The sequence below is a fragment of the Cellulomonas timonensis genome (genome assembly GCF_900046455.1).
Lineage (GTDB): Bacteria > Actinomycetota > Actinomycetes > Actinomycetales > Cellulomonadaceae > Cellulomonas_A > Cellulomonas_A timonensis.
Genome location: NZ_FCOT01000009.1, coordinates 77,873 through 90,352, shown reverse-complemented (window position 1 = coordinate 90,352; position 12,480 = coordinate 77,873). Strand labels below are relative to the sequence as shown.

Genomic DNA, 12,480 nt, shown 5'->3' with positions numbered 1-12,480 from the left:
ACCCCTAGTCCCACTCGAAGCCGCCGCGGCGCCACTCGTACACGAAGGGCACCGTGATGAGGGCCAGGAAGCCCAGCATCGCGATGAGCCCGAACGTGGCGAGCTCCGTGAAGTTCACGGCCCACGGGTACAGGAAGACCACCTCGATGTCGAAGATGATGAAGGTCATCGCGACGAGGTAGTACTTGATCGGGAACCGGCCGCCACCGACGGCATGCGGTGTCGGCTCGATGCCGCACTCATATGCGTCCAGTTTCGCGCGGTTGTAGCGCTTCGGCCCCAGGATCGCGCTGGCGCCCACGCCGCCAAGGGCGAGCACCGCGGCGATCCCCATCATGAAGAGGAGCGGGACGTACGGGTTGGTCATTGCTCGACTCTCCCGGTCGTGGTGGGGACACTTCCGCGCAGGACGAAAGTCAGGGATGGCTGGGGTTGCGGTCGAGCGTCTCCCGAGGTGGGGAGCCCGCGCCGGGACCTAGGTCCCGGCGTGACCCGCAGCGTTGAGGGTGTGTGCATCATGCCGCCGGCGCCAGCCGGGCGAGCGCGGAGATGGTCCGGTCGACCATGTCACCGCCCCGCGGCTCGTAGCAGTCGGACAGGAGCTTGAGCACGAAGCGCATGAGCAGCGGGCGGGGCAGCCCGTAGCGGGTGCACACGTGCATCACCTGGGGGTGCTCGATGAGCTTCACGAAGATCCGGCCGAGCGTGTAGTACCCGCCCAGGTCGTCCTTCATGCGGGTCTGGTACGCGGCCAGCGCGCGCTCACGCCCGGCGGCGGAGCCACGCGCGGCGGCCTGGACCACGGAGTCCGCGGCGAACCGGCCTGCCTGCAGCCCGTACGCGATGCCCTCGCCGTTGAACGGGCTGATCATGCCCGCGGAGTCGCCGGCGAGCATCAGGCCCCGCCCGTATAGCGGGCCCCGGTTGAAGCCCATGGGGAGCGCGGCGCCGCGCACCTCGCCGATCTGGTTCTCCGGGGTGAAGTCCCACTCGGCGGGGGCGTTGGCCATCCACTTGCGGAACAAGTCCTTGTAGTCGACCTTCGTCGCGGCGGCCGTGGAGGACACCGAGCCGAGGCCGACGTTCGCGGTGCCGTCGCCGAGGGAGAAGATCCAGCCGTAGCCGGGCATGAGGTTCGAGCGCCCCGGGGCGCCGTCCCACAGCTCGAGCTGGCTCTCCATCCATGGGTCGTCATGCCGCGGCGTGCGGAAGTACGTGCGGACGGCGACCCCCATGGGCCGGTCCATCCGCTTCTCGAGGCCCAGGCCGGTGGCGAGCCGCGCGGACACGCCGTCCGCCGCGATGACCACGGGGGCCCGGTAGGTGACGTCCTCGCCGGCGCGCTTGCCGTCGCTGCCCACGGGACGGGCGGTGACGCCGACCACGCGGCCGGTGCGCTCGTCGAGCAGCGGGCCGGTGACGTTGGTGCGCTCCAGGAGCTTGGCCCCGGCGGCGCGGGCGTGCGACGCGAGCATGTGGTCCAGGCTCATCCGCGAGCGGGCCAGCCCGTACGACGGGTAGCTCGACAGCTCGGGCCACGGCAGCTCGAGGCGGTGCCCGCCCCCGACCACGCGCAGCCCGCGGTTGCGGATCCAGCCGTCCTCCTCGCGGAGGGAGACGCCCATCGCGGCGAGCTCCTTGACCGCGCGAGGGGTCAGCCCGTCGCCGCAGACCTTGTCGCGGGGGAACTCCGCCTTCTCGAGCAGGAGGACTTCGAGGCCTGCGGAGGCACAGTGATAGGCAGCGCTTGATCCCGCAGGACCTGCGCCGACGACGATGACGTCGGCGTCATCGCTCCTTGCGTCAACCACTGTCCCGCCCTACTTGTGAAGACGTTCACATCCCAACCTGGCCGAGTGTAGCCAGGGCCACAGACCATGTCTGCGAAGGCTTACCTCACTTGCGGGCGACAGCGCGTGACGTGCGGTGTCAGGCCGCCGGGCGCACCGCGCGATGCAGCGCGACGATCCCGCCCGAGAGGTTGCGGTAGGCCACGTCGCGCCACCCGGAGGCCTTCAGCAGCCGCCCGAGGCCGAGCTGGTCGGGCCACTCCCGGATCGACTCCGCCAGGTACACGTACGCGTCCGGCTCCTTGGAGACGGCCCGCGCCACCGGCGGCAGCGCGCGCATGAGGTACTCGGTGTAGACCGTGCGGAACGGCGCCCACGTGGGGCGGGAGAACTCGCACACCACCAGGCGTCCGCCCGGGCGCGTGACCCGCAGCATCTCCTCGAGGGCCGCCTGCGTGGCCGCGACGTTGCGCAGCCCGAAGGACATCGTCACCGCGTCGAAGGACTCGTCGGCGAACGGCAAGTGCACCGCGTCGCCCGCGACGAAGCCCAGGTCCGGGCGCCGGCGCTTGCCCACGCCCAACATGCCCAGCGAGATGTCGCACGGGACCACATGCACCCCGGAGTCGGCGAGCGGCTCGCTCGACGTGCCCGTGCCCGCGGCCAGGTCGAGCACGCGCTCGCCCGGCTGGGCCCCCACGGCCGCGAGCGTGGCACGGCGCCAGTAGCGGTCCTGGCCGAGGGAGATCACGTCGTTCGTGAGGTCGTAGCGGCGGGCGACGCCGTCGAACATCGCGGCGACCTCACGAGGGTCCTTCTCAAGACTGGCGCGTGGCATGCGCCCATCGTCTCAGGTCTGCGGCGGTGGGACGTACCCTGATCGCGATGACCAGCACCATGCCCGACGCCGTCCCGCACCCGCTCGTGGTCCGGACGGTGCCGCTCGACGACCTCCCCAGCCGGTCCGGCGCCAGTGCCGACCCCGCCGACCTGCTCGGCCTGCTGCCCGCGGACGCGCCCCTCGCCTGGGTGCGACGCGGCGACGGCATCGTCGGCTGGGGTGAGGCGCTGCGGGTCGAGGTCGCCGGGCATGACCGGTTCGCCGACGCCGAGCGCGCCTGGCAGGAGCTGCTCGCGCACGCCATCGTGCGCGACGAGGTCGACCTGCCCGGAACCGGCCCCGTGGCCTTCGCGTCCTTCGCGTTCGACGAGGACTCCGCCGCGGGCGGGGTGCTCGTGGTGCCGCGGGTCGTCGTCGGCCGCCGCGGCGCCCGGAGCTGGCTCACCACCATCGACACCGGCGCCACACTGCGCGCCACCCCCACCCTCGCCGAGCTCGCCACCCCGCAGCCCGAGCCCGTGCGCCCCGGGAACGTCTCCTACACCGACGGCGCGGTGCGCTCCGAGGACTGGCTGTCCGTGGTCGAGAACGGCGTCGCGGCGATCCGCGCCGGCGAGGTCGACAAGGTCGTCCTGGCCCGCGATGTGTACGCCACGACCAGCGAGCCGCTCGACGTGCGGTGGCCGCTGCGGCGCCTCGCCGCGCGCTACCCCTCGTGCTGGACGTTCAGCGTCGACGGCCTGATCGGCGCCACGCCCGAGCTGCTGGTCCGCTCCGAGAAGGGCCTGGTCACCTCGCGGGTGCTGGCCGGGACGATCCGGCGCACCGGCGACGACGACGCCGACGTGGCCCGCGCCGCGACGCTCGCGCACTCGTCGAAGGACCTCGAGGAGCACGAGTACGCCGTGTCCTCCGTCGCCGACGCGCTCGCGCCGTTCTGCACCTCCACCAACGTGCCCGACGTGCCGTTCGTGCTGCACCTGCCCAACGTGCTGCACCTGGCCTCCGACGTCACAGGGGTCCTCGCGGCGAACCCGTCGAGCCTCGCGCTCGCCGCCGCGCTGCACCCCACCGCCGCGGTGTGCGGCACCCCCACCGCCGCGGCGGCCCGGCTCATCAGCCGTATCGAGGGCATGGAGCGCGACAGGTACGCCGGCCCCGTGGGCTGGCTCGGCGCCGACGGCGACGGCGAGTGGGGCATCGCGCTGCGCTCCGCGCACGTCGACCCGCAGGACCCGCGCCGGGTGCGGCTGTTCGCGGGCTGCGGGATCGTCGCCGCCTCCGAGCCCTCAGCGGAGCTCGCCGAGTCCGAGGCCAAGCTGGTGCCGATGCGCGACGCGCTCGGCGCCGACTAGCGGCGCCGAGCGCGTCACGCGTCACGGCTGGGCTGACCCGACGGGTCAGTTCCGGTTCTGCTGCTCCTGCTGCTGCTGGAACCACTCCCAGAGCTGCTCCGGGGTGACATCCGAGCCGTTCTGCTCCAACCCTGGCTGGGTGGAGCTGTTCGGCGTCTGGGTGGGGGCGCTCGTCGGGGTCTCCTGACGCGTGGCGAGTGTCGCCTCGACATCCTTCGTCTGGCCGTCCCGCACCAGCGTCAGGGTGACCTTGGAGCCGGAGGTCAGCTCCCGCACGTACGCCGTGAGGGACTCGGCGCCCGCCACCGGCTTGTCGTCGATGGCCACGATCACGTCGCCCTGCTGGACGCCGGCCTCTGCCGCGGGCGAGCCCGCGGTCACCGCCTGCACCACAGCGCCGCGACGCGTGACGCCGTCCGCCGTGGCCGTGCCGTCCGTCATCGAGACCCCGAGGAACGCGTGCTCCGCGGAGCCCGAGTCGATGAGCTGGGTGCCGATCTGCTTGGCCAGGTTGACCGGGATCGCGAAGCCCAGGCCGATCGACCCCGACTCGCTGGACAGCGTGGCGATCGAGGACGTGATGCCGATGACCAGGCCCTGGCCGTCGAACAGCGGGCCGCCGGAGTTGCCCGGGTTGATGGCCGCGTCAATCTGGATGGCGTTGGTGACGGCCTCGCCGCCGGACTCCGACGTCGACACCGGGCGGTCCACCGCCGAGACGATGCCGGTGGTCACCGTGTTGGACAGGCCGAGCGGGTTGCCGACCGCCATGACGGCCTCGCCGACGGTCACATCGTCCGAGTCGCCCAGCGTCGCGGGATCCAGGTCGTCCGGGGCGTCCAGCAGGCGGATCACGGCGAGGTCGGTGGCCGAGTCGGTGCCGACCACCTCGGCCTGGAACAGCCGGCCATCAGTCAGCGTCACCTCGATGCCGCCGTCGACGGCGTCGCCGACCACGTGATCGTTGGTGAGGATGTTGCCGCTGTCGTCGATGATGACGCCCGAGCCCTGGCCAGCGCCGCTCTGGGTCTGCACCGCGATCGCGACGACCGAGGCCTGCACCGCCGAGGCCACCCGCTCCCAGTCGGGGTTCTCCACAGTGGAGCCCTTGACGGGCGCGGACGGCGACGCGGACGAGCCCTGGCCGATCGTCGCCAACGACGAGCTGGACCCGTTGTCGTCACGCAGCACGAGCGCCATCAGGCCTGCCGTCACGATGCTCGCGAGCAGCGCGGCGGCGATGGCCACGCCGACGAGCGGGCCCCAGATGGACCGGCGCTGCGGGGGTTGGCCGCCCGGGCCGCTGGGCTGACCGGGACCGCCTGGCTGACCGGGACCGCCTGGCTGACCGCCGGACGGCGGTGGCGCCTGTCCGCCGGGTGGCGGGGCCTGCCCTGGCATCCCGCCCTCACCGCCGGACCATCCGCCCTGGCCGCCGCGCTCGGACGGCGCCGCGGGGTGCGGCGGTGAGAACGGGTTGGTCGGATGCGGGGGCTGCTGGCCGTGCTGGCCGGGCTGGCCCTGGTGGCCGGGCTCGCGCTGCTGGGCGGTGGGGCGAAGAACCTGCGTGTCCGCCTCGTGCGGCTCGGCGGGGCGCTGCTGCTCGGCGGGGCGCTGCGGCTCGGCAGGCTGCTGCGGCTCGTCGGGCTGAGCCGAGCGTGGGTCGTCCGGGGTGCTCATGGGTGGCCTCCTTAGTGCCCACCATGAGACATGTCGGCGCTGGGCGCATCCTTCAGGATTCCTGGGAACCGGCTAAGAATCGACCTCGCGTCATGGCGGTGCCCGCCACCTGGGAGAACGCTCGCAGATCAGGTGAGCGAGCGGCGGATCGCGTCGTCGGCGGCGGCCCCGAGCCGTGCCATCAGAGCGCGCCGTCCGACACGGTCCACACGCACCTCCACCACGCTGACCCCCGTGCCGGGCGCCGCGAGCGCCGGGGCCAGCCCCTCGACGTCGGTGACCCGGGTGTGGCGCACCCCGTAGGCCGCGCACAGCGCCGAGAGGTCCGCGCCGTGCGGTGTCGCGAAGACGCGTTCGAACACGTCGGCGTGCTCAGGCGCCCCGTGCTCGAGCGTGGAGAAGATCGACCCGCCGTCGTCGTTCGCGACCACGATCTGCAGGTCCACGGCCGGCTCGAATGGACCGCGCAGCAGTCCGCCCGCGTCGTGCAGGAAGGTCAGGTCGCCGAGCAGAGCGCGCACCCGGCGCCGGGGCAGCGCGAGCGCGACGCCGAGGGCAGTCGAGACGAACCCGTCGATGCCCGCGAGCCCACGGTTGGCCAGCACGGTGCGGGGCTCGTCCCAGGCGGCCACCAGGTCGAGGTCCCGGACGGGGTTGCTGGAGCCGATCACCAGCACGTCGTCGGCGTGCGTGGCCCGGGCCACGTCACGGGCGAGCGCCGGGCCACTGACACGGGTGCCGCTGCGGGACGGGGGCGTCGGCGCGTCGAGCACCTCGTCGATCGCGGTGAGCGCCGCCTTGCCCGCGGCCTGCCATGCGGCGAGCCAGCTGGGCGGGCCTGCATGCGGGTCGGCGCCGGCGCGCATCCGGGCGGGGACTGCGGTGTGCGCCTCGGCGGCCCGGCGCATCGCGTCGGGCCAGTCGCGGCCCGAGGGCGCGATGACGACGACCTCGACGTCCGCGCGGCCGAGCAGGTGCTGCACCGGGCGCGTGAGGGTGGGCCGGCCGAGCACCACGGCCCGGCGCACCGCTCCCCCGAGCTCCGCATGGGTCAGCAGCAGTCGGTGCGCGGGGACCGCGTGGGGGCTGCCGAGGGCGCCGGAGGACGGCTCGGCGAGCAGCGGCCACCCGTTCGCCTCCGCGAGCTCGCGGGCCGCGGGACCGGCCCCATCGCCCGCGACCACCACCGTGGGCAGGTCGGTCGCGCGGCGCGCGGTTCCCGCCGGGCGGGCGGCGGCGGCCACGTCCGCCACCGCGCCGGCCTCCGCCACATCCACGGCGGCCACGTCCCCGACGACGCGGGGCGGGACCCACGTGAGGCCGTCCGCGCTCGGCTCAGGCCACGCGGAGCCCAGCGGGACGAGCGGCTCCCGGAAGGCCAGGTCGAGATGGACGGGGCCGGGGTCCGCGCTGCGGGCGCCCGTCGCGGCGGCGACCGCCCGGGAGAGCAGGTTGCGCAGGTCGGCGGCCTCGCCGGGCCGGCCGGTGGGCGCGGGCACGTCGGCGGCCAGGCGCGTCGACGTGCCGAAGATGCCGGCCTGGGTGGTGGTCTGGTTGGCGCCCGTGCCGCGCAGCTCATGCGGGCGGTCGGCGGTGAGCAGGATGAGCGGCAGCCCCGCGTGGTGCGCCTCGAGCACTGCGGGGTGCAGGTTCGCCACCGCCGTGCCGGAGGTCGTCACGACGACCACGGGCCGCCGGTCGCCGATCGCGTCATGGGCCTTGGCCAGGCCCAACGCGAGGAAGCCGGCAGCGCGCTCGTCAGTGCGCACATGCAGCCGGATCGCCGGCGCGCCGACGGGACGATCCCCGTCTGGCCGGGCCGCGTCGGCCAGCGCGTACGCGAGCGGCGCGCTGCGGGAGCCCGGCGCCAGGACCGCGTCGCGCACGCCGAGGGCCGCGAGCGCCTGCACCAGGACCCGCGCCGCCGTGGTGGCGGGGGCGTCGGGGTCGTCGGCGGGGCGCGGGCCCGGCGTGGAAGTGCGTGTCCCGGTCCCACCGTAAACCGGGGCCGGGGCGTGGCCCGCCATCGACGGCCCGCGTCAGACGCGGCGCGCGCCGCCCGCCGCCGCCCCCCCCCCGCCCCCCCCCCCCCCCCCCCCCCCCCCCCCCCCGCCCCCACGGCCCCCCCCCCCCCCCGCCCCGCCCCCCCCCCGGGACGGCGCCCCGCGGCCTGCCCCGCCACCGGCAGCCGCGGGCCCGCCGGGGCGGCCGGGCGATCGCGGTGTCCACGTCCCACCCGCCGTTGGCGTCCACCCGGATCGCGCCGGCCGGCCCGAGGGCGTCGCGCACCGCCTCGAGCCGTTCCACCTCGTCACGCTCGGACTGCCCCGGCTCGGCGGCGACGGCGGCGAGCAGCGCGGCGTCCACCACGGGACGGCGCACGGCGATCTGCCCGTCCACCGGCAGCAGCGGGTCGGCGGTGACGTCGGCGGTGAGGAGCTGGGCAGTGGCGAGCCCGCACGCGTACGGCAGATCCGGCAGCGCGGCCGCGAGCGCGAGGCCCGCGGCGAGCCCCACGGAGGTCTCCAGCGCGGAGGAGACCACGACGGGCAGCCCCACCTCGGCGGCGAGGTCGAGGCAGGCGCGCACCCCGCCGAGCGGCTGCACCTTGAGCACCACGATGTCCGCGGCCTCGGCGCGGACCACGGCGAACGGGTCCTCCGCGCGGCGGATGGACTCGTCGGCGGCGATCGGGACATGCGTCGCGCGGCGCACGGCGGCCAGTCCGGGCACGTCGGCCACGGGCTGCTCGGCGTACTCGAGGCCTCCCGCGGCGCGGTCGAGCACCCGCAGGCGGGCGATCGCGGTGTCCACGTCCCACCCGCCGTTGGCGTCCACCCGGATCGCGCCGGCCGGCCCGAGGGCGTCGCGCACCGCCTCGAGCCGTTCCACCTCGTCACGCTCGGACTGCCCCGGCTCGGCGACCTTCACCTTGGCGGTGCGGCAGCCGCCCGAGGCACTGACGATGCGGTGCGCCGTCGCGGCGTCCACGGCGGGCACTGTGACGTTCACGGGGATCGAGGCGCGCACCGGGGCGGGCCAGCCCACCTCGGCGGCCTCCCGCGCGGCCCGCAGCCAGCTCGCGGACTCGGCGGCGTCGTAGTCCCAGAACGGGCTGAGCTCGCCCCAGCCGGCAGGCCCCTGCCACAGCATCCCCTCGCGCACGGTGATGCCCCGGAACCGGGTGCGCATCGGGATCTGGAAGACGTGCGGGGCGGCGGGTTCGAGGGGCACGGCCCCAGCCTAGGAGGGCCATCCCGGGGGCTCGAACCGGCGCCGCGGGGCCAGGCGACGCAGGTCCGCTGGCTAGGGTGTGGGACGTGAGCGACCTCCCCCCTCAGGTGTCCCAGACCTTCGACCCGACGCGCTGGCGCGCCGTCGCCGGCTTCGAGGACCTCACCGACCTCACGTACCACCGGGGCGTCGAGCGCACGTCCGGGCCCGACGGGGCCAGCGAGCGCGACCTGCCCGTGGTGCGCGTGGCCTTCGACCGGCCCGAGGTCCGCAACGCGTTCCGCCCGCACACCGTCGACGAGCTCTACCGCGTGCTCGACCACGCCCGGATGAGCTCCGACGTGGGCACCGTGCTGCTCACCGGCAACGGGCCCAGCCCGAAGGACGGCGGCTGGGCGTTCTGCTCTGGCGGCGACCAGCGCATCCGCGGCCGCGACGGCTACCGCTACACGTCCGACCCGGACGCCGAGCACGCCGACGCCATCGACCCCGCGCGCGCGGGCCGCCTGCACATCCTCGAGGTGCAGCGCCTGATCCGCACCATGCCCAAGGTGGTCGTCGCGGTGGTGGGCGGCTGGGCCGCCGGGGGCGGGCACTCGCTGCACGTCGTCGCCGACCTCACGATCGCCTCGCGCCAGCACGCGCGGTTCATGCAGACCGACGCCAACGTCGGCTCATTCGACGGCGGCTACGGCTCGGCGCTGCTCGCCCGCCAGGTGGGGCAGAAGCGCGCCCGGGAGATCTTCTTCCTCGCCCGCGAGTACTCGGCCGAGGACGCCCTCGCGTGGGGCGCCGTCAACGACGTCGTCGACCACGACCAGCTCGAGGACGCCGCGCTGGAGTACGCGCGCATCATCGCCACCAAGTCGCCGCAGGCCATCCGGATGCTGAAGTTCGCGTTCAACCTGGCCGATGACGGGCTGGCCGGCCAGCAGGTCTTCGCGGGCGAGGCCACGCGGCTCGCCTACATGACGGATGAGGCCGTCGAGGGGCGCGACGCGTTCCTGCAGCGCCGGGACCCGGACTGGTCCGGCTTCCCGTACGCGTACTGAGCCCGGTCAGCGCTCCGTGAATGCCCAGGCGGCGACGTCGAGGACCTGGCTGACCAGCAGCACGCCCCCCAGCAGCAGTGCGAGCAGCACGGCCCCCGCGGCGAGCACCGCCGCGACGCCGTGGTTGTCGTGCTCGATGGCCTCATGCGAGTCGAGAGTTGTCATGCGACCAGCCTGACGACGACGCCGCCGCGCCACATCGGCCCACCGGCCGAGGCCCGGGGCGCGCGCCTCCACCCGGCCGAGGGCGCCGCATCAGCCCCCAGGCGCACCCGCCGCACGCCAGGTCCACCCTGGGCAGGACAACCCACGCGCCGGCGACGCGCGCCAGCGGCGTCAGCTGACGGTGAGCGAGCCCTTCCCGGCCGGGATCAGCTCGACCCAGGTGTTGCCCGGCGCGAGGGTCACCGAGGCGCCGTCGGCCGTGACGAGGCGCAGCGGCGCGTCCGGCGCGTCCTTCTGCCAGCGGGCCGCGATCGTCTGGCCGCCGGTGGCCACGACGGCGTCGCCCGAGCCCACGAGCGAGTAGGTCGGCACCGCGGCTCCGCCCTGCGCGCCATATCCGGTGTCCGGGTGGTCGGCGGTGATCGCCACGACGTTCGTCGCCGAGAGCCGGGCTCCGCTCGCGGCGGTGGCCGGGTTCGACCCCTCGGAGCGGAGCCAGGCCGTGCCGTCCCACGTCCAGCTCGGGCTGGACGCCGCCGAGAGCCGGAACGCGAGCGGGGCCGCGGGCGTGCCGCCCGTGACCGCCGAGGCGCGCTCCGGGCTGCGGGCGAAGTCGAACTGCTCCTGCGGCGCGGCCTGGTGCTCGCCGTCCACCTGGTCCCAGAACGCCTGCGGGTTGCCGTACACGTTGTGCGGCGCCGACCGCGCGCTCACCCGGTACATGCCCGCGACACCGCGGTCATGGCTGAGGGATTGCACCCCGGAGGCGACGACCTCGTCGAGGATCCCGGGCTGGCCGCCCGAGTACGCGAGCAGCCCGTGCAGCGGGGCCACGATCAGCGGGTCCATCGGGCGCACCGAGCGGATAGGGCCGACCTCGCCCGGCGTCTGCGAGTGGAAGACCGCGACGAACCGCGACACGTCGAACTCGACGATCGTCTCCCAGACGACGTCGGCCTGCTCGAGCCCCGCCTGCGGCCGCGCCACAGCCGTGTTCTCGATCTTCACCGCGAGCGCGGGCCGGGCGGCGGGCTCCCCCGCGACGCCGGTGAGCGGCCACGTCACGGGAATCACCGGCGCGGGCGCGGCGGCCTTCGCGGCCTCGATCGTCGGGGGGACGACCACGGGCTCCTCGATGCGCGGCATGGGCGCCGGCGAGCTGCAGGCCGCGAGCAGGAGCACTGCCGCAAGCCCCCAGCCGGTGACCGCCGTCGTGTGTGCCGCTCGTGCCCTGCGCATGAATCCCCCTTGTCGCGGCGTCGCGCCGCGGTCAGCTGACGGTGACGGAGCCCGACTCGTTCGGGACGAGCTCGACCCAGGTGTTGCCCGGAGCCAGTGTGACGTTCGATCCGTCGGCTGTGGTGAGGGTGAGCGGCGCGTCGGTGGCCGACTTGGACCACGTCGCCGTGAGGGTCTGGCCGCCCGAGGCCACCAGCGCCTCGCCGGAGCCGACGAGCTTGGTCTCCGGGACGGGGCTGCCGGCCGGGTCGACGGTGCCCGAGTCGACGAGCTCCACGCGCAGCACCACGACGTTGGCGGCGGACAGCCGCGCGCCCGAGGCCGCAGTCGCCGGGACGCCCGACTCGGAGCGCAGCCATGTGGACGTGGCGGCGTCCCAGTCCCATCCCGGGTTCGAGTACGACGAGATGTGGACCGCCACGGACGACGCGGGCGTGCCGGCGGTCACGGCGCTCGACTGGGCCACGGCGCGCGCGAAGCTGAACTGCTCCGCGGGCAGGTTCTGGTGGTCGGCGTCGGCCTGCTCCAGGAACGTCGACAGGAAGCCGAACACGTTGTGCGGCGCCTTGGCCGTGGAGGCGCGGTAGAAGCCGTCGTCACCGCGGTCGTGGCTGAGGATCTGCACACCCGAGTCGGCCAGCGCCGTCACGAAGCCCGCCTGGCCGCCGGAGAACGCCACCAGGCCCTTGAGCGGCGCGGTGATGGCGGGGTCCATCGGGCGGATCGAGCGGATCGGCCCGACCTCGTCGGGGATCTGCGAGTTGAACACGGCCACGAACCGGGTCACGCCGCCCTCGACGACCTGCTCCCAGACCACGTCGGCCTGGTCCAGGCCCGTCTGGGGGCGGACCTCCTTCGGGTTCTCGATCTTCACCGCGACGGCGGGGCGGATCACCACGTCGTCGGCGGCGACCCCCGTGAGCGGCCAGCGCTCGGGGACCACCGGCTCGGGGGCAGAGCCCTTCGCGGCGTCGATCACGGCGTCAGCGGTCACCGGGTCGCTGGGCGCGCCCGATCCGCACGCGCCGAGCGCGAGGCTGGCTCCGAGGGCCAGCAGGGCTGCGGCGCGGACACGACGGGCAGCCGGCGACCTCCGCAGACGGGCTGTCACAGTCACGGCTGAA

At 74.7% G+C, this 12,480-nt stretch carries 11 protein-coding genes; 2 read left to right on the top strand and 9 right to left on the bottom strand.

Annotation, left to right across the window (positions count from 1 at the left end):
• Nucleotides 1-4: 4 nt before the first annotated feature.
• The 3 genes from BN3788_RS02475 to BN3788_RS02465 form a co-directional block, all read right to left on the bottom strand.
• A complete protein-coding gene (locus tag BN3788_RS02475) occupies nt 5-367 on the bottom strand; it encodes an NADH-quinone oxidoreductase subunit A (protein ID WP_066582285.1) in 363 nt (120 codons plus the stop codon).
• Between the two features lie 148 nt (nt 368-515).
• Nucleotides 516-1,811, bottom strand: coding sequence for a geranylgeranyl reductase family protein (locus BN3788_RS02470; protein ID WP_066582284.1), 1,296 nt, complete (start codon nt 1,809-1,811; stop codon nt 516-518).
• A gap of 118 nt (nt 1,812-1,929) precedes the next feature.
• Nucleotides 1,930-2,628: a demethylmenaquinone methyltransferase gene (locus tag BN3788_RS02465; RefSeq protein ID WP_066582283.1), complete on the bottom strand. Its 699-nt coding sequence runs from the start codon at nt 2,626-2,628 to the stop codon at nt 1,930-1,932.
• Between the two features lie 47 nt (nt 2,629-2,675).
• Here BN3788_RS02465 and BN3788_RS02460 point away from each other — a divergent pair, with 47 nt between their 5' ends.
• The gene (locus BN3788_RS02460; protein WP_066582282.1) at nt 2,676-3,986 is read left to right on the top strand and encodes an isochorismate synthase; all 1,311 of its coding nucleotides are present in this window, start codon (nt 2,676-2,678) and stop codon (nt 3,984-3,986) included.
• A 45-nt stretch (nt 3,987-4,031) separates the two neighbouring features.
• Here BN3788_RS02460 and BN3788_RS02455 read toward each other — a convergent pair whose 3' ends face one another.
• From BN3788_RS02455 to BN3788_RS19940, 3 genes are all read right to left on the bottom strand, one after another.
• Complete coding sequence (locus tag BN3788_RS02455) at nt 4,032-5,666, bottom strand: S1C family serine protease (RefSeq protein ID WP_066582281.1); 1,635 nt, start codon at nt 5,664-5,666, stop codon at nt 4,032-4,034.
• Between the two features lie 128 nt (nt 5,667-5,794).
• Nucleotides 5,795-7,537 (bottom strand): 2-succinyl-5-enolpyruvyl-6-hydroxy-3-cyclohexene-1-carboxylic-acid synthase, encoded by a 1,743-nt coding sequence (gene menD / locus BN3788_RS02450; protein WP_261797901.1) that lies wholly within the window; start codon nt 7,535-7,537, stop codon nt 5,795-5,797.
• On the bottom strand, nt 7,425-8,900 hold the full coding sequence (locus BN3788_RS19940; RefSeq protein WP_082812513.1) for an o-succinylbenzoate synthase: 1,476 nt from the start codon (nt 8,898-8,900) through the stop codon (nt 7,425-7,427). Before BN3788_RS19940 ends, menD begins: the two co-directional genes overlap by 113 nt.
• An 86-nt stretch (nt 8,901-8,986) precedes the next feature.
• On the opposite strand from BN3788_RS19940, the gene BN3788_RS02440 reads away from it, so the two are divergent.
• Nucleotides 8,987-9,952 carry a 1,4-dihydroxy-2-naphthoyl-CoA synthase gene (locus BN3788_RS02440; protein ID WP_066582477.1) on the top strand — a complete coding sequence of 322 codons (966 nt, stop codon included), beginning with the start codon at nt 8,987-8,989 and terminating at the stop codon, nt 9,950-9,952.
• A gap of 6 nt (nt 9,953-9,958) precedes the next feature.
• Here the strand turns inward: BN3788_RS02440 and BN3788_RS19190 are convergent, their stop codons facing one another.
• The 3 genes from BN3788_RS19190 to BN3788_RS02430 form a co-directional block, all read right to left on the bottom strand.
• On the bottom strand, nt 9,959-10,117 hold the full coding sequence (locus BN3788_RS19190) for a hypothetical protein (protein ID WP_159066844.1): 159 nt from the start codon (nt 10,115-10,117) through the stop codon (nt 9,959-9,961).
• Nucleotides 10,118-10,288: 171 nt separating this feature from the next.
• Entirely contained in the window at nt 10,289-11,356 is a 1,068-nt protein-coding gene (locus BN3788_RS02435; RefSeq protein WP_066582280.1) for a DUF3048 domain-containing protein, read from the bottom strand.
• A gap of 31 nt (nt 11,357-11,387) precedes the next feature.
• Nucleotides 11,388-12,473, bottom strand: coding sequence for a DUF3048 domain-containing protein (locus tag BN3788_RS02430; RefSeq protein WP_234346447.1), 1,086 nt, complete (start codon nt 12,471-12,473; stop codon nt 11,388-11,390).
• Nucleotides 12,474-12,480 lie beyond the last annotated feature (7 nt).

Coding starts and splice junctions, on each gene's coding strand:
- BN3788_RS02475 (WP_066582285.1), bottom strand. CDS start 367: ATGACCAACCCGTACGTCCCGCTCCTCTTCATGATGGGGATCGCCGCG.
- BN3788_RS02465 (WP_066582283.1), bottom strand. CDS start 2,628: ATGCCACGCGCCAGTCTTGAGAAGGACCCTCGTGAGGTCGCCGCGATG.
- BN3788_RS02460 (WP_066582282.1), top strand. CDS start 2,676: ATGACCAGCACCATGCCCGACGCCGTCCCGCACCCGCTCGTGGTCCGG.
- BN3788_RS02455 (WP_066582281.1), bottom strand. CDS start 5,666: ATGAGCACCCCGGACGACCCACGCTCGGCTCAGCCCGACGAGCCGCAG.
- BN3788_RS19190 (WP_159066844.1), bottom strand. CDS start 10,117: ATGACAACTCTCGACTCGCATGAGGCCATCGAGCACGACAACCACGGC.
- BN3788_RS02435 (WP_066582280.1), bottom strand. CDS start 11,356: ATGCGCAGGGCACGAGCGGCACACACGACGGCGGTCACCGGCTGGGGG.